The sequence below is a fragment of the Fodinicurvata sediminis DSM 21159 genome (assembly GCF_000420625.1).
GTDB classification, from domain to species: Bacteria; Pseudomonadota; Alphaproteobacteria; order Kiloniellales; family DSM-21159; genus Fodinicurvata; species Fodinicurvata sediminis.
This window is the reverse complement of record NZ_ATVH01000017.1, coordinates 180,577-199,724: the sequence shown is the minus strand read 5'-3', so window position 1 is coordinate 199,724 and position 19,148 is coordinate 180,577. Positions and strand designations below refer to the sequence as shown.

At 63.0% G+C, this 19,148-nt stretch carries 22 protein-coding genes and 1 other RNA gene; 8 read left to right on the top strand and 15 right to left on the bottom strand.

What is annotated here, in order from left to right:
• Positions 1-6 precede the first annotated feature (6 nt).
• A complete protein-coding gene (locus G502_RS20555; RefSeq protein WP_022729483.1) occupies positions 7-1,110 on the top strand; it encodes a DNA recombination protein RmuC in 1,104 nt (367 codons plus the stop codon).
• Between the two features lie 26 nt (positions 1,111-1,136).
• Here the strand turns inward: G502_RS20555 and G502_RS0114910 are convergent, their stop codons facing one another.
• The 10 genes from G502_RS0114910 to G502_RS20550 form a co-directional block, all read right to left on the bottom strand.
• On the bottom strand, positions 1,137-1,421 hold the full coding sequence (locus tag G502_RS0114910) for a Dabb family protein (protein WP_022729482.1): 285 nt from the start codon (positions 1,419-1,421) through the stop codon (positions 1,137-1,139).
• 59 nt (positions 1,422-1,480) lie between these two features.
• On the bottom strand, positions 1,481-2,326 hold the full coding sequence (locus tag G502_RS0114905) for a PhzF family phenazine biosynthesis protein (RefSeq protein WP_022729481.1): 846 nt from the start codon (positions 2,324-2,326) through the stop codon (positions 1,481-1,483).
• A gap of 152 nt (positions 2,327-2,478) precedes the next feature.
• On the bottom strand, positions 2,479-2,832 hold the full coding sequence (locus tag G502_RS0114900; RefSeq protein ID WP_022729480.1) for a hypothetical protein: 354 nt from the start codon (positions 2,830-2,832) through the stop codon (positions 2,479-2,481).
• Positions 2,833-3,049: 217 nt separating this feature from the next.
• Complete coding sequence (locus G502_RS0114895) at positions 3,050-3,394, bottom strand: cupin domain-containing protein (RefSeq protein WP_040488319.1); 345 nt, start codon at positions 3,392-3,394, stop codon at positions 3,050-3,052.
• Between the two features lie 10 nt (positions 3,395-3,404).
• The gene (locus G502_RS0114890; RefSeq protein ID WP_022729478.1) at positions 3,405-4,829 is read right to left on the bottom strand and encodes a DUF4139 domain-containing protein; all 1,425 of its coding nucleotides are present in this window, start codon (positions 4,827-4,829) and stop codon (positions 3,405-3,407) included.
• An 86-nt stretch (positions 4,830-4,915) separates the two neighbouring features.
• Complete coding sequence (gene recR, locus G502_RS0114885) at positions 4,916-5,515, bottom strand: recombination mediator RecR (protein WP_022729477.1); 600 nt, start codon at positions 5,513-5,515, stop codon at positions 4,916-4,918.
• 22 nt (positions 5,516-5,537) lie between these two features.
• On the bottom strand, positions 5,538-5,861 hold the full coding sequence (locus G502_RS0114880; protein WP_022729476.1) for a YbaB/EbfC family nucleoid-associated protein: 324 nt from the start codon (positions 5,859-5,861) through the stop codon (positions 5,538-5,540).
• Positions 5,862-5,867: 6 nt separating this feature from the next.
• Positions 5,868-7,778: a DNA polymerase III subunit gamma/tau gene (locus G502_RS0114875; RefSeq protein ID WP_022729475.1), complete on the bottom strand. Its 1,911-nt coding sequence runs from the start codon at positions 7,776-7,778 to the stop codon at positions 5,868-5,870.
• Between the two features lie 62 nt (positions 7,779-7,840).
• Positions 7,841-7,940, bottom strand: an RNA gene (gene ffs, locus G502_RS22080) — signal recognition particle sRNA small type.
• A 105-nt stretch (positions 7,941-8,045) separates the two neighbouring features.
• A complete protein-coding gene (locus G502_RS20550; protein ID WP_022729474.1) occupies positions 8,046-8,930 on the bottom strand; it encodes a LysR substrate-binding domain-containing protein in 885 nt (294 codons plus the stop codon).
• A 110-nt stretch (positions 8,931-9,040) separates the two neighbouring features.
• Here G502_RS20550 and G502_RS0114865 point away from each other — a divergent pair, with 110 nt between their 5' ends.
• Entirely contained in the window at positions 9,041-9,760 is a 720-nt protein-coding gene (locus G502_RS0114865; RefSeq protein ID WP_022729473.1) for a haloacid dehalogenase type II, read from the top strand.
• A gap of 24 nt (positions 9,761-9,784) precedes the next feature.
• The gene (locus tag G502_RS0114860) at positions 9,785-10,588 is read left to right on the top strand and encodes an aldolase (RefSeq protein ID WP_022729472.1); all 804 of its coding nucleotides are present in this window, start codon (positions 9,785-9,787) and stop codon (positions 10,586-10,588) included.
• 12 nt (positions 10,589-10,600) lie between these two features.
• Here the strand turns inward: G502_RS0114860 and G502_RS20545 are convergent, their stop codons facing one another.
• Positions 10,601-11,689, bottom strand: a complete 1,089-nt coding sequence (locus G502_RS20545) for a GlxA family transcriptional regulator (RefSeq protein ID WP_022729471.1) — start codon at positions 11,687-11,689, stop codon at positions 10,601-10,603.
• 173 nt (positions 11,690-11,862) lie between these two features.
• Between G502_RS20545 and G502_RS0114850 the strand changes: the two genes are divergently transcribed.
• The 3 genes from G502_RS0114850 (at position 11,863) to G502_RS0114840 (ending at position 13,286) form a co-directional block, all read left to right on the top strand.
• Positions 11,863-12,474: an OsmC family protein gene (locus tag G502_RS0114850; RefSeq protein ID WP_022729470.1), complete on the top strand. Its 612-nt coding sequence runs from the start codon at positions 11,863-11,865 to the stop codon at positions 12,472-12,474.
• A gap of 101 nt (positions 12,475-12,575) precedes the next feature.
• Positions 12,576-12,929, top strand: coding sequence for a type II toxin-antitoxin system Phd/YefM family antitoxin (locus G502_RS22840; protein ID WP_022729469.1), 354 nt, complete (start codon positions 12,576-12,578; stop codon positions 12,927-12,929).
• Positions 12,930-13,004: 75 nt separating this feature from the next.
• A complete protein-coding gene (locus tag G502_RS0114840) occupies positions 13,005-13,286 on the top strand; it encodes a hypothetical protein (RefSeq protein WP_022729468.1) in 282 nt (93 codons plus the stop codon).
• Positions 13,287-13,304: 18 nt separating this feature from the next.
• Here G502_RS0114840 and ychF read toward each other — a convergent pair whose 3' ends face one another.
• The 4 genes from ychF to G502_RS0114820 form a co-directional block, all read right to left on the bottom strand.
• Complete coding sequence (ychF, locus tag G502_RS0114835) at positions 13,305-14,402, bottom strand: redox-regulated ATPase YchF (protein WP_022729467.1); 1,098 nt, start codon at positions 14,400-14,402, stop codon at positions 13,305-13,307.
• Positions 14,403-14,405: 3 nt separating this feature from the next.
• On the bottom strand, positions 14,406-15,188 hold the full coding sequence (gene pth, locus G502_RS0114830) for an aminoacyl-tRNA hydrolase (RefSeq protein WP_022729466.1): 783 nt from the start codon (positions 15,186-15,188) through the stop codon (positions 14,406-14,408).
• A 93-nt stretch (positions 15,189-15,281) separates the two neighbouring features.
• Complete coding sequence (locus tag G502_RS0114825) at positions 15,282-15,980, bottom strand: 50S ribosomal protein L25/general stress protein Ctc (RefSeq protein WP_022729465.1); 699 nt, start codon at positions 15,978-15,980, stop codon at positions 15,282-15,284.
• Positions 15,981-16,085: 105 nt separating this feature from the next.
• A complete protein-coding gene (locus tag G502_RS0114820; RefSeq protein WP_022729464.1) occupies positions 16,086-17,027 on the bottom strand; it encodes a ribose-phosphate pyrophosphokinase in 942 nt (313 codons plus the stop codon).
• A 281-nt stretch (positions 17,028-17,308) separates the two neighbouring features.
• Between G502_RS0114820 and ykgO the strand changes: the two genes are divergently transcribed.
• Entirely contained in the window at positions 17,309-17,434 is a 126-nt protein-coding gene (gene ykgO / locus G502_RS0114815) for a type B 50S ribosomal protein L36 (protein WP_026988018.1), read from the top strand.
• 219 nt (positions 17,435-17,653) lie between these two features.
• Entirely contained in the window at positions 17,654-19,141 is a 1,488-nt protein-coding gene (locus tag G502_RS0114810; protein ID WP_022729462.1) for an FAD-linked oxidase C-terminal domain-containing protein, read from the top strand.
• Positions 19,142-19,148 lie beyond the last annotated feature (7 nt).

Genomic DNA, 19,148 nt, shown 5'->3' with positions numbered 1-19,148 from the left:
GAGACTATGGACGGAGTTGACCCGCTTCTGCTGGCCTTGACGGGCTTGGTCGGCCTGATGGTTGGTGTGGTGGTGGCGCTTCTGCTGCGCCGGGGCCAGGACCGGGGCAATCAGGAGGTTGACCAGCGCCTGCGCCAGCTGTCGGAGAGCCAGGCGGCCGTACAGGCCCAGATGTCCCAGAGCCTGCGCGAGCAGGAACGCGCACTGGCGCGCAGCATGGAGGAGCGGCTGTCCGACTTCTCGAAGAAGATCGGGGACCGCCTGAACGAATCCCAGACACAGCAGTCCAAGAGCCTGACCGATCTGCGCGAGCGCCTGGCAGTGATCGACAAGGCGCAGCAGAACATCACCGAGCTGTCCGGCCAAGTGGTGGGCCTTCAGGACATCCTCTCCAACAAACAGGCGCGAGGGGCCTTTGGCGAAGTCCAGCTGCACGACATCGTGGAAAACGTCCTGCCGCCCTCGGCCTACAGTTTCCAGGCTTCGCTCTCGACCGGGACACGCGCGGACTGCCTGCTCTTGCTGCCCAACCCGCCGGGTTCGATCGCCATCGATTCCAAGTTCCCGCTGGAGGCCTTTCGCAATCTGCGCGCCGCCGAGGACGAAGCCAGCCGCACGGCGGCCATGCGCGCCTTCACCAACGATGTGCGCAAGCACATCAAGGACATTCGCGACAAGTACATCATTGCCGGAGAAACGGCGGAATCGGCGCTCATGTTTCTGCCCAGCGAGGCGGTCTATGCCGAACTGCACGCCAACTTCACCTCGCTGGTCGAGGAGTCCTATCGCGCCCGCGTCTGGATTGTCTCCCCCACCACCCTGATGGCGACGCTCAACACCGTACGCGCCGTGCTCAAGGACGTGCGCATGCGCGAACAGGCCGGCGTGATCCAGACCGAGGTGCATCACCTCCTGACCGATGTCGGTCGCCTGGACGACCGCGTCGGCAAATTGCAACGCCACTTCGACCAGGCCACAGAAGACATCCGCCAGATCCGCATCTCCACCGAGAAGGTCTCCAAACGCGGCGAGCGCATCGAGGACCTTCAACTGGAGGACAAGGAAGACGGCGATGCACAGATCACCCCACCGGTGCGCGGTGAGGAATAGGGATCACGGCAACAACTGACGTCCCGTCAAACCTCTACATCCGCCGCAATCCGCAAATCGCGCAGGGGGCGCACAAGGGCGATGGCCTCCTCGTAGAGCGGATGGTCCTTGAAGGCAGCCAGTTTGTCCGCGTCCGCAAATTCGCCATAGACCACCAGGTCCACCTCGTTGCCAAGCTGGTCGCGCTGCAGGTTGCGGCGCACCTGCAGGACATCGGCATCGGACACCTGTTCCAGGCGTTTCAGGCCGGCCTCGGCGGCAGCTAGGTCAGCCGGGTTCTTCACGGTAAAAAAGACCATGTGGCGAATCATGCGCGAATAACTCTCTTCTCTATGCTGTTGTGTTGATTCGGTGAGTCAGGGAGGTTCCGCTAGAGTTCCAGCGTGCCCTCGATCAGGATCTGCGTCTCGCCGCCGATCAGGATGCGCCCGGCCTCCTTCGTCGAGGGCGTGATGGTGACGCGCCCCTCGCGGCCCAGGCGCGTCCCCTGGCGCACGGTGACAGGACCGGGCAGGCGTCCCTCTGCCGCCATCCACTGGGCGATAGCGGCGTTGAGCGAGCCCGTTATGGGGTCTTCGGACATGGCTGTCGGTGGAGCAAGTAGGCGGACTTCATAGTCGGTTTCGCTTCCCTTCGATTGAGGACCGATCAGGCCCACGTCATGCAAGCCAGCTGCACGAAGGCCGGCCGGTTCCACGGCAAGCACGTCATCCGCACTTTCCAGTTCCAGGACATTCCAGTCGGGGCCGTTATTGAGCCATGCCGACCGCACCACCCGGTCGGGCAAGAGTTGCAGGGCACGCACCAATGCCGACTGACGGCCCTCGGGCAGGGCCTTGACCGCAGTGGGCGGGGCCGCGAAGGCCGGCGTGGCACCTGTCAGATCGATCTCCACAAGCCCCACACCGCATTCCTGGCGCACCAGACCTTCCTGTATCGGAACGCCCTCCGCATGCAGCCATGCTGCACAGCTGCCCAGCGTGGGATGGCCGGCAAAGGGCAACTCGCGATCGGGTGTGAAGATGCGCAGGCGGTAATCGGCGGCCGAATCCTCGGGCGGCAGCAGGAAACTGGTCTCCGCCAGGTTGGTCCAGGCGGCGAAATCCTGCATGGCCCTGTCGGACAGGCCATCGGCGTCCAGAACCACAGCCAAGCCATTGCCCTTGGTGGGCACGGCGGTGAAGACATCGCACTGGATGAAGCGGCGCTGGGTCATGATGGCGCTCCTCCTGCTCACTGTCGCGCGCCTTGAGCTTTCTGTAAACGGGTTCTCTACGCTATTGCGACAAGGCGCGCTAGAGTCTTGTGTCAAGCCGGCAGGAGGCTGTGAGGGTGCCCTTCGGACACCCTCATCGCACCCGGACGTGTTCAGGTCCGCAAGAGCCGGTCACAGGCAGTGGCAACTTCACTGTGGATATTGTTACCCTCGTCGGCACCGCCCGCGCTTGCAGGAACGAAACGCTTCGCCAACTCACTGCGTTCGGCGTTGCGGAACCCGCTGAGTTCATCAAGCTGGCGTCCCTCGACCAGCCAGGCTTCGCGCGCGACTTCTTCGCAGACCGACGCCAGGGTGCTTACGCGGGTCATGCTGACATTCTTCTCCATGGTGTTGGCTGTCACCACCCACCCACCGGCAAAGGCGATGATCGTCACGGCCACGGCACCCAGGACAGCGCCTCCCAGCACAGGTTTCGCGGCTTGCAGTTTTTCAGAAACAGTCATTGTTCATGTCCTTTCAGGAATGATGGGGATTACACGAATAGGTAAATTCGCGCAGCCCAACTGTAGCCATGAGACCCCAGCATTACGGCCATATCAGGGCAATGCCGCGAAAATGGCCTGTTTTTGACACGCAACCATGAAAAGAAAGGTCGGTTTGAAATCCGGCTGGGACCAGGGGCCGGCATTTCTCCTGCGACCCGTGAAAGTCGTCGGATTGTCAGCTGTGCTCGTTTTGCAGCGGCTGCTCGGGGCCATAGAAGATGACCCAGGTCTTGAAGTCTTCGCTGAAGTCCTCGAATCGGTGCGGTACATGAGCCGGTACGTAAAGCAGGTCGCCAGGGGCGAAGGTCACCACCTCCTCGCCGCGCCGGAAACGGCCCTGCCCGGCCGCAACGATGTAAAGTTCGTCGCGATCATGCGGCTGTTGCCGGTCCTCGCCCACCGGCGCGTAGAGCTCGACAGCGACTGCATTGCCGTCTTTGAAAACAGTCTGGAAGGGTCTGTCAGCAGACAGAAGGGCCGCCGCCTCCGCCAATCGCGCCTGAAGAGAGCTCTGGCTCACTGCTTGTTCCTCATTGCTCCACGCGCACGCGATAAGTCAGTGTGGTCTCGCCCTCGGCCGGGACCTCCAGTGTCCAGACCGGACGTCCGGCAGCTTCCGCCTCGCTTTCAGCGCTTTCTTCCAGGATGCGGGCGCCCGGTGGCATGCTTCCCGTGACCTCGACCTCCACCTCTGCGGTACGGGCGTTCTTCATCACGATCTTGTGGACGGCCTCGAAGCTCTCATCGGAGAGTCGTTCAAAATCCGTTTGCCGGGCGATTGCCGATACATCGAAAGCCTCACCCAGACGCAAGGTAACCTCGCCCCCCTCCGGGGTGTGATCCATGCGGGCCTCACCGGCAAAAAGCGCGGCTTCGCCCTTTTCACCACTCCTGTCATAGACGCGGATGGTCCCGGCCGGCAGCGGTTGCGCGTTGTCACCGTTATTGTCGAAAGCCAGATGCAGGCCTGCAGACACCGGCCTGTCTGGCTGGCCGCCCCCCGCCGTGGCCAGGCCATCGAACCGATAAAGCCGATCGGCCTCTATATCCTGCAACGCAAAGAGGCGGCGCTGCTGCTGTTCGCCGGGCTGCAGGCTGACCGTTCCGTCCAGCGTATAGACGTAGCGGTCGGTGCGCGATACCGGCGCGCCCATCTTCTGTTCCTCGGAACTGTCGGCGACCATGCTCGGGGATGCCCTCAGCATGGCCGGGCGTGGCATCTGCGTGCGGGCCACCTCACCTGCCACGAGCCGCAGGCCGGCATCCTGAAAGGCGACATCCGTCTGGTTGTTCAGGGTGACGCTGGCGACCAGGGACAGCCGGTCCTCCTCTGAAAGCCGGGCCACATAGCTGGCCTGCCAGCCGAGACCGTCTGTCAGGTACGTCAGCGGCAATTCCCCCGATCCCTTGCGCTGGCTGTCCAGCGTCAAGGTCAGTGCCGGTTCGGCCCGCAAACCACCCGGCACGTCCCTTGGCAAGGAGATGAGGGCAATACGTCCCGCCGGCTCGATCTCGATGCGATCGCCCAGATCCAGCACGGGCATGCCGTCAGCCATGGATAGCAGTTCGGCATCCAGTTGTTCGCTTTCCCCGGTTTCGGGATTGTCTCGGATCAACAGGACACGCTGTCCGACGGCCTGTTTCAAAAGTTCACTGCGCGTCAGGTTTGCCGGCAGATAGCTCTGAGAAACCAGCGCCAAGTCATCGGCCGCGCCCAACGTGACACTGTCCAGCACAAGCTGGTTGCTGATGCCTGTTAGCGAAATGCGGTTCTCACCCTCCACCAATGGCAGCCAGCGCACCTCGTCCACCTGGGTCAGGCCATTCTGATAGACGGTCAGGCCAAGATCCTGCCGCGCCTCGAGGCCGATCACCCGCTCCTGGGCCGAGAGCGGCAGGGCCGCCAGGCCAGCCAGCGAAAGCGTCACCACCAACAGGGATCTGTGTAGAATCATCGATGTTCTCCCGAGCTTGCGATTGTGCAGGCAGGCTGGCGCACAATTACGGCCGCAGTTTGACCGAATCTGGCTGCTGTTCCGGTTCAGCCGCTGGCCGGCCGCCGTGCCCGAAAGGCCGCCGTCAAGGTCCCGTCGTCCAGGTAATCCAGCGCACCGCCCACGGGCACCCCCTGACCCAGGCGGGTCACCTCGACGGGCAGCTCAGCCAGGCGTTCAGTGATGTAATGGGCCGTGGTCTGCCCATCCACCGTGGCGGAGAGCGCCAGGACCACCTCCTTGACATCAGGATGCTCCGCACGCTTCCAGAGCCCGGACAGATTGAGCTGCTCCGGGCCACGCCCGTCCAGGGCCGACAGAGTGCCGCCCAGTACATGGTACCGCCCTTGGAAAACGCCGCTGCGTTCCAGGGCCCAGAGATCGCCGATTTCCTCCACAACGCAAATCAGTGCGGGATCGCGCCGGCCGTCCTGGCACAGCCGGCAGGGGTCGCTGTCATCAAGATTTCCGCAGATCGCGCACTGCTGGATGTTGTCGGCGGCGCGCACCAGCGCGTCGGCAAGCGGGCGCAGGAGATCCTCGCGCCGCTGCAGCAGGTTCAGTGTCGCCCGGCGCGCCGAACGCGGCCCAAGGCCGGGCAGGCGCGCGAGCAACTGGATCATGCGGTCGATATCGGAAAGGCTCACGCCGGCCAGGCTCCGCCAGGTCTCAGAATGGCAGGTTCATGCCCGGCGGCAGGTTCATGCCACCGGTCAATTCCTTCATCTGTTCCTGTGCCTCGGTATCGACCTTGCCGCGGGCGTCGTTGATGGCCGCCAGGATCAGGTCTTCCAGCACTTCCGAATCGTTCGGATCGATCAGCGAAGGGTCGATCTTCACCTTCCTCGCCTCACCCTTGCCGGACAGCGTCACCTGCACCAGGCCGCCGCCGGACTGGCCGGTAATCTCCATTTCCTGCAGCTTCTCCTGCAGTTCGTTCATGCGGCCCTGCATTTCCTGGGCCTGCTTCATGATCTGGCCAAGATTCTTCATTAGGGACTACTCCATATCCTCTTCGTCCGCGGGCCCAACGGCCGGCTCAGCCGTGGTGTCCAGTCCGGACTCCAGTGTCTCGTCGTCGCCCATATCAGGCGTTTCTTCCTCGGGCAGGGTTATGCGCGAAATCTCGGCACCGGGAAAGACCTGCATCACCGCCTGGACGCGCGGATCGGCCAACACCTCCGCCTGCAAACGCGATTGGCGGTCGGCCTCCTGCTCTTCCAGTGTGGCTTCACCTTGTTCATCCGACACGCTGACGACCCAGCGCTGTCCCGTCCATTCGCCTAACAGGCGACCCAGCTGTCCGGCCAGGTCCTTTGGCGCATGCGGGCCCGGGCGAAATTCGATACGCCCCGGTTCGAAGCGCACAAGATGCACGTCCTTCTTCAACTGCGTGGCAAGCCGGGCTTCGCGCCGCTCCTGAGTCAGGCTTACCACTTCTTCGAAGCTTCGGGGCCGTGGCTTCGACGGCTGTTGTTCCGCCGCTGTGTCTGGCCGCGCTTCCGGCAGGGGTTCTACATCCGATTCCGGTTGTGGCTGCATCGCTACCGTCTGCGGGGCCGTGCTGCCACCAACGGAACGCAGCGCGGTCGGGCCAGCCTCAGGCCCCGTGCCATTCCCGCCAAGCCCGGCTACGCCAGATGAAACGGCATCGGCGCCGGCAGGAGCTCCCGATGGCGCCGTAGCTGCTGCAGTACCGGACGCCCCATCCTGCTGCGACAGGCGCCGTACCAGATCGGCCGGCGCCGGCAGGTCGGCTGCATAGGCCAGGCGGATCAGCACCATCTCTGCCGCCTGCAGGGGAGAAGCCGCCTGCTGTGTTTCGGAAATGCCCTTCAGCAGCATCTGCCAGACCCGGGTCAGCACCGGCACACCCAGATTTCCCGCCATCTCGCGACCGCGCAGGCGTTCGTTTTCGGTCAGGCCGGCATCCGCCGTATCGGGCACCACCTTGACCCGCGTCAAGGTGTGGGTCAGTTCCAGCATGTCCTGCAGCACCACCACAGGGTCGCCGCCGGCATTGTAGAGCGACCCCAGCTGCTCCAGCGCCGTGGCAACGTCGCCCTTCAGGGTGGCTTCATAGAGGTCATAGATCTGCGCCCGGTCCGTCAGGCCCAGCATTTGCTTGACCGTGGCCGTCTCCACGCGCGTTTCCCCCAGGGCAATGGCCTGATCCAGCAGGGAAAGTCCATCGCGCACCGAGCCGTCGGCAGCCCGGGCGATCATCTGCAGGGCCTCTTCTTCGGCCTCCACGTTCTCGCGGGCACAGAGATTGGCGAAATGCTCGGCCAGGACAGGCTGTTCCACACGACGCAGGTCGAACCGCATGCAGCGCGAGAGCACTGTGACCGGAACCTTGCGGATCTCGGTGGTGGCAAAGATGAACATGACGTGCGGCGGCGGCTCCTCCAGCGTCTTCAACAGGGCGTTGAAGGCGTTCTTGGAGAGCATGTGCACTTCGTCGATGATGTAGACCTTGTAGCGCGCCGAGACGGGACGATAGCGCACCCCCTCGATCAGCTCGCGGATGTCGTCCACACCTGTGCGGCTAGCCGCGTCCATCTCCATGACATCGGGATGGCGATCCTCCGCGATGGCGCGACAGGCCTCGCAGTCGTCGGTGCTGCCCACCGTGGGGCCAGCGGTGCCATCTGGGCCGGTATAGTTGATGGCCTTGGCGATGATGCGGGCGGTCGTGGTCTTGCCCACGCCGCGCACGCCGGTCAGCACCACGGCATGGGGCAGGCGATCGGTCTCGATGGCGTTCTTGAGCGTGCGCACCAGCGCATCCTGCCCAATCATGTCGGCAAAGGACTGCGGCCGGTACTTTCGGGCCAGAACCAGATAGGGGGATTTGCTGCCGGATGTTGTCGCGTCTTGCGGCGTCGGGGTCGCGGGCCGGTCCGTCATGTCCTCGCTCGAAGCCTGGCGGAAGCGATCGCCGACGTCTCACTCGGCGCGGCGCGTGAAAGGTGGGAGGCTGGACCTGCGACCCGGATGCAGAAACTCGTTACGGCTGCTTCCTTCCGGACCTGACCGGGTTGGCGAGCGATCCGTCCGCGGCCAACCTCCCGTAAGCACTATATCAGCATCACGGGGGGCAAGGGCAAGGGGCAGTTTTTCTGTTTCTGAACCTTCGTCCTAAGTGTTTCCGGAAGCACTTGCCTCGAAGGCATTTTACCCACCATCCACACTCATCAGGCCCTTCAATATCCCAGTGCCCATCTGGTGTTCCAGATAGGAAGCTACATCCTCGACCACCACTTCCAGGCGGCCGGATTTCGCAAGCAAGGCGATTTCCGATTGCGGTGGCTCCGGAAAGCCTTCCGCCGGTTCCAGACGGCGATGCCCAGGCAGAATAGCTCCTTGGGAGAGAATACTTATCCCCAATCCAGAGGAGATGGCAGCCTGGATTCCGATCAGGCTCTGGCTCGCATAGGCAATGCGCCAGCGACGCCCGGCAGTTTCCAGCATTTCGATTGCATAGCCGCGATAGACACACCCAGAGGGAAAAACCGCCAAAGGCACCGGTTCAGCGACTTCTTTCACCTTGCGTCCAGCCACCCACACAAGGCGCTCCGGCCAACGGGCGATGCAGGGCCCGCTCTCGGGGTGTCGCTTGACGATCGCCAGATCGAGTTCCCGTGCAGCGAGTTGACGGGAAAGCTCGATATTGAGCCCACTGGTCACGTCAAGCCGCACCCTGGGAAAGGAACGCGCAAGGCCGGACAGCAGTTCCGTCAAGCGATGCCCCGCAAAATCCTCGGGAACGCCCAGACGGATCGTCTCCAGAGGTTCGGCGGCACGCATCATGGTTTCGGCCTCCCTGGATATGTCCACGATGCGGCGCGCATAGCCGAGCAGTACTTCCCCCTCCTGGGTCGGCAGAATCACACCGCCTGCGCGTTCTCGTCGAAGCAGGCGATGGCCCGCTGCTTCTTCCAGCTTGCGGATCTGTTGGCTCACCGTTGACTGCGTTCGATGCACCCTGTTGGCCGCCAGCGTGAAGCTGCCGGTGTCGGCCACAGCCAGAAGCGTTCTCAGGAGTTCGACATCAAACATTGTATCATTTGTATTTCCACTAAAGTTTATACATACATTTAATTTTCTAATTCGTCTATCGAGATCTAGATTGTCCGGCATCGGCAAGATCACATGAAAGACCACAGGACATGCTCACCGACAAACCTTCGCCAAGCTGGCTGACTTTCGACTGCTACGGAACCCTGATTCAGTGGGACGAGGGACTCTATGAAGTCGCTCGGCAGCTCCTGCATAACAAGAAAGTCGAAAACCTCGATCCCCGGACCCTCCTGGAGGTTTATGAACGTCATGAATTCAGGCTCGAACAGACACCCCCATACCGCTCTTTCAGAGAGATCGCACAGATGGCCCTGGAGCAGACGATGGACGAGCTTGGGCTTCCAGTTGAGCAGGATGACGGCGAAATCCTGACAGCTGCAATCTCAGGCATGCCGGCCTTTCCAGAAGTGCCGAATGTCCTGCAACGGCTCAAGGCAGCTGGCTTCCGGCTTTGTATTATCTCCAACACCGATGATTCGATCATAGCTGGGAATGTCGGGCAGTTGGGCAACACAATTGACCGTATCATCACTGCCGAGCAGGCAGGCGCTTACAAGCCTTCCCTCGCGCTTTTCGAGCATGCCTATCGCGAACTCGGTGTGGACAGTAACGAGACGGTTCACATCTGTGCCAGCCCACATCTCGACCTGGCCGCTGCCCGAGACCTTGGACTTAGGTGCATCTGGGTTGACCGCGGCTCAGGACGCAAGCCTCCCCCAGACTACACCCCGGATGCCACACTGCCGGACCTGAACGGCCTACCCGGGCTGTTTGCACAGTTCGGCTGGATTGAGCATTCTACAGCCTGATACCCTGAAGATGACGGAGTCCCGATGGCGCACGAATTGAAATCCCGGCAAACGCCTGTCCCGGCTTTTACAACGGCCATAGGCAGCAATTCCATCGACCGCGAGGCCCTGCAGGCCGCACGTGTGGATCTCGCCGCCACCTTCCGCATGGCCGCCCGCCTGGGCCTGCAGGAGGGGGTGTGCAACCACTTCTCGGCCATGGTGCCGGGGCGTGACGACCTGTTCCTGGTCAATCCCTATGGCCATGCCTTCGACGAGATCACGGCCTCGCGCCTGCTGGTCTGCGACCTGCACGGCAATGTCATCGAGGGCGACGGCGTGCCCGAGGCCACGGCCTTCTATATCCATGCCTGCCTGCACCGCGTGGTGCCGCGTGTGAAGGTCGCCTTCCACACCCACATGCCCTACGCCACGGCCTTGTCGATGCTGGAGGGCGAGCCGCTGGCCTGGGCCAGCCAGACGGCGCTGAAGTTCTATGGCCGCACGGCGGTGGACGAAAACTACAGCGGCCTGGCCCTGGACGATCGCGAAGGCGAACGCATGGCCACCGCCCTGGGCGAGGCCGATATCCTGTTCCTCAAGAACCACGGCATCCTGGTGGCGGCCGAGACCATCGCCCAGGCCTGGGATGACCTCTACTACCTGGAGCGTGCCGCCGAAGCCCAGGTCAAGGCCATGAGCACCGGCCGCCCGCTCAAGCCCGTGCCGCGCGAGATCGCCGAAAGCACCGCCGCCCAAATGCAGGACGGCGACGCCGAAAGCGCCCAGGCCCACCTGGAAAGCATCAAGCGCCAGCTGGCGAAACTGGCGCCGGATTTCGCGGTCTGAGGCCGGAAGGCTTCACGCCACGCCGTCCTCCGCCTTCGTTGAGGCCTCGCCAGCGAACGAGACGCTCTCCAGCGGCTCGGCCGCCTGCGCCACCGGCCGGAACATCTTGCGATACTGCCCGGGTGTCAGGCCCGTGGTGCGCCTGAACAGCCGGCGCGCGAAGGCTGGGTTTTCATAGCCCACCTCCGCCGCGATCTCCTCGAAGGCCGTTTCGCTTTCCTCCAGCTGCCGCTTGGCCTCTTCCATGCGGAGGTTCTGGACATAGGTCATCAGGCTTGTGCCCGTGGCCGCCCTGAAGCGGCGTTTGAGGCTGCGTTCCGGCAGTCCGGCCTGGGCGACGGCGCCGGAGACCGCGTGCGCGTCGCGGAAGTACTGCTTCAGCCACTGTTCCACAGCGCGTACCGCTGAGTCGGCGTGGGGCTGGGCACGTACCAGGCTGGCATATGGCAGCTGGCCCTCGCCGTGCCACTTCAGCAGGTAGACCTTGGCTATGCGCAAAGCCTCCCCGGGGCTGCAGTGGCGCGCGATGATGTGTAGCGCCAGGTCATGCCAGGAGGTGGTGCCGCCGGCACTCACGATCCGTCCGGCGGGATCGGCGAACACCAGGTTCGGCGCCGGCCGGAATCGCACGGCCGGAAAGCAGGTGCGGAAGAGATCCTGATAGCCCCAGTGCGAGGTCGCCTCGCGCCCGTCAAGCAGGCCGGTGGCCGCCAGAAGGACGGTGCCTGAGCAGGCCGAATAAACCGTGCTGCCCGTGCGATACCGCCGCCGGACCCAGTCCAGCAGGTCCGGATAGCGGCCCTGGAGGGGATCATCGGGGGCAAGCCACATTTCCGGAAGAATCACGATGTCCGCGAGCGGGTCGTCGTCCACGCAGAGTTCGGGAGCGACCGGTATGCCGTTGCCGCAGAGAAAGGGCGTGCGCGACAGGCCCACGATCCGGGGCCTGATCAGCTGCGCTCCCGGCGGTTCGCCCACCAGTTCGCGCCAAATCCGACCAGTGGCGGACAGTACGTCCACCATACCGTAAAGCGCCGAGCCTGCCGTTTCCGGCACGGCGACGATCAGGGCCTCGGTGCCAGCGGGGGAAGAACCGTCCATCCTCATGAGCCTCGTTTCGTGGCACAAACGGAACTGTTGTGACCAGAATCGAGCTAACCCGCGCGCCGGTCCACTCGTATTTTCTCCTCTATCGGCCACTACAGGCCAATCGGCAAAATTTATGCAGATGTGTCAAACAGTTGATCACTTTCACACAATAAAGGAGTAGGACAATGATGACCCCTGAAACCACCCCTGCACAGCCCGGCCACATGAACGGTCTGGACGTGACCGCCGCCTTAGCCACCATCGATGCGATCAAGGCGGACAGCTCCCTCGGCCACTTCCAGTTCCGCGCCCGGAACACCTGGATCAGCGGCGGCGAGAACCGTTCGAGGATCCGGGACTTCTACGGCGCCGGCCGCGAGGATGATTCGCGCTCGGAACCCTTCACCTTCACCAACGGCGAGCCGCCCGTGCTGCTCGGCAACAACGAGGGCGCCAATCCCGTGGAATTCCTGCTGCACGCGCTCGCCGGCTGTGTCACCACGACCTTCGTGCTGCACGCCACGGCCCGCGGCATCACCATCGAGCATCTCTCGACGGAACTGGAAGGAGACCTGGACGTCCAGGGCCTGCTCGCCCTGGACGAGTCCGTGCCCGCCGGCTACGAGCAGATCCGCATCCGCATGGACGTGAAGGCGAACTGCTCCGAGGAGGAACTAGCCGACCTCATTGCCTTCACCCGGCAGCACTCGCCGGTCTGCAACACCGTCTGCCGACCGGTCCCGGTGATGCTGGAACGCAAGTTGGATGTGACCGAGACCGTTCGGACCGCCGTCTGACCCGGAGCACCGCGCCCTGCCTTACCTGCCCGTTCACGAACCGATCCAGGGAAGGCAGGGTCTTGCGGAGAAACTCGTGAAAAGGCTCCCCGGACAGCACCATGATATTTTGCATCCTCCCTCGTATTGGGCTAGACCAACTCAGGATGCATGTCTTCGCAAGAAGAGACGAAATGAAGACAGTCAACATCATGGAAGCTAGGGCGCACCTCTGCCGATTGATCGCGCAGTCGGAGAAGGGAGAGGAGATCGTGATTTGCCGCGCCGGAAAGCCGGTTGCTCGGCTGGTCCGTCCCGGCCCTCCGACCGGCACACAGACCGCTCGACGCAAAGCCGGAATCTTGCGAGGAAAACTGCGGATTGGACCCGATTTCGATGCGCCCTTGCCAAAGGACATCGCTTCGGCTTTAGGAGTCGAACCGCCCGCTCAGTCAAAGACTCGGAACTCACACTGACAGGACAAGGTCCTTGCCTTGTCCCCTCCGGGACCGCTAAACCGCCACGAGCACTCACGCGGGGGATAGCAGCAGATGTTCGAATGGCTGGGCGAAGCACTCGGCAGCATTATAGCCGCGGTCGGACAACTGGCGGCCGCGATCTGGAACGGCGTATCCGGTGCTCTGGACGGATTCTTCGACGGCCTGTCGCGCGGTGTCGGGCTGCAGAATGCGGACTGGCTGGCCTGGCTGCTGCTGGCCTTCGGGCTCTACCTGATCTACGCCGGCCTGCGCGACCTCTTCCAGCGAATCATCCTGGGCGGCCTGATCAAGTTCCTGATCGGCTGTGCGCTGATGACCTATGTGGTGAGCTGAAGCGTGGCGCGTTGATCTTCACACATTGAAGCGGAACAGGAAGACGTCGCCGTCACGGGCAATATATTCCTTGCCCTCCGCGCGCATCTTGCCCGCATCCTTGCAGGGCTGTTCACCGCCAAGCGCGATATAGTCATCGCAGGTGATCGTCTCGGCGCGGATGAAGCCCCGCTCAAAATCGCTGTGGATCACGCCAGCGGCCTGCGGCGCCGTGGCACCGGCCGCCACCGTCCAGGCCCGCGCTTCCTTGGGTCCCACGGTAAAGAAGGTAATCAGGTTCAACAGGCCATAGCCAGCGCGGATCAGACGAGCCAGCCCGGATTCCTCCAAACCCATTTCTTCCAGGAATGCCTCCTTCTCCTCATCATCCCCCAGGGAAGCCACTTCGGCCTCGATGGCGGCCGAGATCACGACAAAACCGGCTCCGGTCTCCTCGGCGCGTGCACGCACCGTCTCGGAGAGCGCGTTGCCATCCTTCGCCGCAGCCTCCTCGACATTGGCCACATAGAGCACCGGCTTGGCGGTCAGCAAATTCAGGCTGCGGAAAGTGGGAAGCAACTCGGCAGACACCTCGACGCTGCGCGCCGGCTGTCCTTCGCGCAGGGCCGCCGCCACGGGCTCCAGCACGGCCACGCGCTGCTTGGCTTCCTTGTCACCGCCTTTGGCCCGCTTGGCACTGGATTCCAGCTGCTTCTCGACGCTTTCCAGGTCCGCCAGCAACAATTCGGTTTCCACCGTCTCGGCATCACGGATGGGATCGACGGAGCCGTCCACATGCGTGGTCTCACCTTCGAAACAGCGCAGGACATGGGCGATCGCGTCCACCTCGCGGATGTTGGCCAGGAACTGGTTGCCCAGCCCCTCCCCCTTGGAGGCGCCGCGCACCAGGCCGGCAATGTCCACGAACTCAAGCTGGGTCGGAATGACCTTGGCCGATTTGGCGATCGCGCCCAGCTTCTCCAGGCGCGGGTCTGGTACGGCCACACGGCCCACGTTGGGCTCAATGGTGCAGAACGGATAGTTCGCCGCCTCGGCCGCCGCCGTTTCCGTCAGCGCATTGAAAAGGGTGGACTTGCCCACATTGGGCAGTCCCACGATTCCGCATTTGAATCCCATGGATCAGCTTTCCGTATTGTTTCCGCCCAGGCGCTTCATCGCGTTCTTCAGCGCCTGGCCCAGAGTTGTCGCGCTTTCGTCCTGACCGCCAAGGCCAGCTGCTTGCGCCTCCGTCCCTTCGGTTGCGGTCGGGGTTTCCTTTTGCTGTCCAGTCCCCTTGTCGGACTGAACCGTCGTTGCCTTGGCCTTCGAGGGCTGCCTATCCCTAGCAGGCTGTACGGCCTGGCTGACCTTCGACATGAAGGCCCCGTCGGACCTCGCGTCACCAGCCAGCAGCAGCGGGGCCTCGCGGGCCATTACCTCGAGCAGGCGATCCACGATTTCCTGTTCGCTCTTGGAGAAATCGCCCAGCACATGCCCATGCACCTTCGCCTTGTCGCCGGGATGTCCGATGCCCAGCCGCGCCCGGCGAAAATCGGCCCCCAGATGGGCAATGATGGAACGAAGGCCATTGTGTCCGGCATGACCGCCGCCGGTTTTCAGCTTCACCTTGCCGCAGCCCAGGTCCAACTCGTCATGGAAAACCAGGATATCTTCCGGGGACAGCTTGTAGAAGCGCGCCGCCTCGCCCACCGACTGGCCGGACTTGTTCATGTAGGTCATGGGCTTGAGCAGCAGGACCTTTTCACCCCCCAGGACACCTTCCGAACAGAAGCCCTGGAAGCGTTGTCGCCAGGCCGGGAAGCCATGATGCTCGGCAAAGGCATCCACGGCCATGAAGCCGATGTTGTGCCGATTGCGGGCGTAGGTCGGTCCGGGGTTTCCCAGTCCCACTAGAAGCCGCATGGCACAGACCTCCCTTGGTATCGGAACGGCGAAACCGCCGCCCTGCCGGTGTCCTGCGCATTCAGCGCAAACCCGACAGGGCGGCGATCCGGCTTACTTCTCGGAAGACTCTTCGCCTTCGCCGGAGTCCTCGCCCTCGGCGCTGCCCTCGGCGGCTTCACCTTCCTCGGCTTCGCCCTCTTCACCTTCTTCGCCTTCTTCCTCCTCCTCGTCGGCACCCTTCAGGGCGCTCGGCGCGGCGATGGTGGCGATGGTGAAGTCACGATCGCTGATGGTGGGAGCCACGTCATCCGGCAGCGCGACCTCGCTGATGTGGATGGAATCGCCCACATCATAGCCGATCAGGTCGATCTCGATATACTCGGGAATATTGCCGGCATTACAGTCCAGCTCGACCGTGTGGCGCACGACGTTGAGCACGCCGCCGACCTTGATGCCCTTGCATTCCTCATCATTGATGAAGTGGACCGGCACCTCGACGTTCACGCGGCTCTTTGCCGATACCCGCAGGAAGTCCACGTGCAGCGGCAGTTCCTTGACCGGATGCAGCTGCACATCACGCGCCAGGACCTGTTCCTTCTTGTTCCCGATCTTGATGTCGAACAGGTGCGTGAAGAAACCCGGCGTGAAGAGTTCGCGAACGATGTCGCGCTCTTCCAGGGTGATCGTGACGGGGTCTTTCTTGTCACCATAGATGACGGCCGGAACCAATCCGGCGCGGCGGGCTGCACGGGCTCCCCCCTTGCCAGCCCGTTCACGCTTCTCCGCCTTCAGCGTACGCGTTTCGCTCATGTTTCATACTCCTTGACCAAGCGATTTGCGGCGGACAACACGCCCGCCGCTGCGACACGCCGCGACCTCCAGGGGTGTCGCAGCCGTGTTTGTGTTGCCGTACCCTCAGGCCGGCATGTCGAAAAGGCTCGAGACCGAATGCTCGTCACTGATCCGGCGGATCGCCTCGCCCAGCAGGGGTGCGATCGAGATCTGCCGGATATTGTGCGCGACGCGCACGGCCTCAGTCGCCAGAATGGAATCGGTGGTAACCAGCTCCTCGATCGGCGAGGAGGACACGCGCGCCACCGCGCCGCCGGACAGAACCCCGTGGGTGACATAGGCGGAAACCCCGGTGGCCCCAGCATCCTTCAGTGCCCCGGCCGCGTTGCAGAGCGTGCCGGCGGAATCCACGATATCGTCCACCAGGATGCAGCGGCGGCCGCGCACATCGCCGATGATGTGCATGACCTCGGAGACACCGGCGCGTTCGCGGCGCTTGTCGATGATTGCCAGGTCGGCGTCCAGTCGCTTTGCAATGGCACGTGCGCGCACGACACCGCCGACGTCCGGCGAAACGATGGTCAGTTCCTCTCCATCATAACGCTCGATGATGTCCTTGATGAAAACCGGTGCGGCAAAGAGGTTGTCCGTGGGAATGTCGAAGAAGCCCTGAATCTGGCCTGCGTGCAGATCCATGGTCAGAACCCGATCGGCGCCGGCGCCCGTGATCAGGTTGGCCACCAGCTTGGCCGAGATCGGTGTGCGCGGGCCGGACTTCCGGTCCTGGCGCGCATAGCCGTAATAGGGCAGGACCGCCGTGATGCGCCGGGCAGATCCGCGCTTCAGCGCGTCGATGGCCACCAGCAGTTCCATCAGGTTATCGTTCGCCGGATAGGAGGTGGACTGCACCAGGAAGACATCCTCGCCGCGCACGTTCTCGTGGATCTCGACAAAGACCTCCATGTCTGAAAAGCGTCGCATGGACGCCTTGGTCAACGGCAGATTCAGGTAGGCGGAAATCGCCTCCGAGAGCGACCGGTTCGAGTTTCCGGTGAGAATTTTCATGAACTTGGGTCCAGCCTTGGCATGCTGTACAGGCCTGCACAGCAACAAAAAACGGGTTTCCGGAAGCGCCTTCTGCCCCCGAGCGCGCGCGGAAAATATCAAGGCGACACAGAACTGTAAACGGCCAAGCCCAATGTCCCTTCATATTGCCTGCCATGTGGCCGTTCCCCGCGCGTGTGCCGTTGACAGCCGTCGGGGCAGCGCTTATGTTCCGCGCCTCGAATTTGGAAGGGTTCCGTCTGGCCGATACCACCGGAACCGACAGTCGCGAGGACAAAAGAATGAAGGTCATCAACTCCCTGAAGACGGCAAAACTGCGCGAAAAAGGGTGTCGCGTCGTGCGCCGTCGCGGACGTGTCTACGTCATCAACAAGAAGAATCCCCGCTTCAAGGCCCGCCAGGGCTAAGTCCGGCGCCCGGTTCGCCCTGGTGCGGACCTGAGGCTGCCTGAAGTTTGACGCGGAAGGCCGCATCGTTCTCGATGCGGCCTTTTCGTGTTGCCTGCGCAGAAGCCGAACCATGTCCTGGCCATTGACCACAGGGCTCGGCATTCTCATACTCTCTCAAAATTGGTAATACCACTTTCCGCCCTTTAGCAGGCGGAAACGCAAGGGAGAGACGCAGGCATGCAGATGCCGGAGCCGGACCGTGGCGTGATCAGCCGCAAGCGTGAAATCATCGCCACCCTGCAGGAGATCCTGCCGCAGGAAAGCGTGATCTATGACGAAGACGAACTGCGCGTCTATGAGAACGACGGGCTGACCGCCTATCGACAGATTCCGTTGATCGTCGTGCTGCCGGAGACCACGGAGCAGGTCTCCCAGGTGCTGCGGTACTGTAACGAGAACAGCATCAAGGTGGTTCCCCGCGGGGCCGGCACCTCGCTGTCCGGCGGTGCCCTGCCGCTGGAGGATGGTATCGTCCTGGGGCTGGGCAAGTTCAATCAGATCCTGGAGACCGATTTCGAGAACCGCTGTGTGGTGACGCAGCCCGGCGTCACCAACCTGGGCATCACCAACGCCGTGGAACATGCCGGTTTCTACTATGCCCCGGACCCCTCCAGTCAGATCGCCTGCTCCATCGGCGGAAACGTGGCGGAAAACTCCGGCGGCGTTCACTGCCTGAAGTACGGACTGACCACCAACAACCTGCTGGGTCTCAAGGTGGTCCTGATCGACGGTAGCATCATCGAGATCGGCGGCAAGCACCTGGACAGCGAAGGCTACGACCTGCTGGGCCTGATGACCGGCTCCGAGGGCTTGCTGGGCGTGGTCACGGAAGTCACCGTGCGCATCCTGCAGAAACCCGCTTCCGCGCGCGCCCTGCTGCTGGGATTCGAGACCAGTGAGGCGGCCGGCGACTGTGTCGCCGCCGTGATCGCCGGCGGCATCATTCCTGGCGGCATGGAAATGATGGACCGGCCGGCCATTCACGCCGCCGAGGATTTCGTGAAGGCGGGCTATCCGCTGGACGTGGATGCCCTGCTGATCGTCGAGCTGGACGGCCCACCTATCGAGGTCGACCACCTGCTGGAACGGGTCAACGAGATCGCCAAGGAGAAGGGTGCCGTCTACAACCGCATCTCCGAGAATGACGAGGAACGCGCACGCTTCTGGGCCGGGCGCAAGGCCGCCTTTCCGGCCGTCGGTCGCCTCTCGCCCGACTACTACTGCATGGACGGCACCATTCCGCGCAACAAGCTGCCCCATGTCCTCACTCGCATGCGCGAGATGAGCGAGCACTACGGCCTGGGCGTGGTCAACGTCTTCCATGCCGGCGACGGCAACCTGCATCCGCTGATCATGTACGACGCCAACAAGCCGGGCGACCTGGAGAAGGCCGAAGACTTCGGAAGCGACATCCTGACCCTCTGTGTCGAGGTTGGCGGCGTATTGACCGGCGAGCACGGAGTCGGGGTCGAGAAGCGCGACCTGATGGGCTCCATGTTCTCCGAGGTCGACCTGAACCAGCAGCAGCGGGTGAAGTGTGCCTTCGATCCCGACAGCCTGCTCAATCCCGGCAAGGTCTTCCCACAACTGCATCGCTGCGCTGAACTGGGGCGCATGCACATTCACAAGGGGCAACTGCCCTTCCCCGACATTCCCCGCTTCTGAGGTCCAT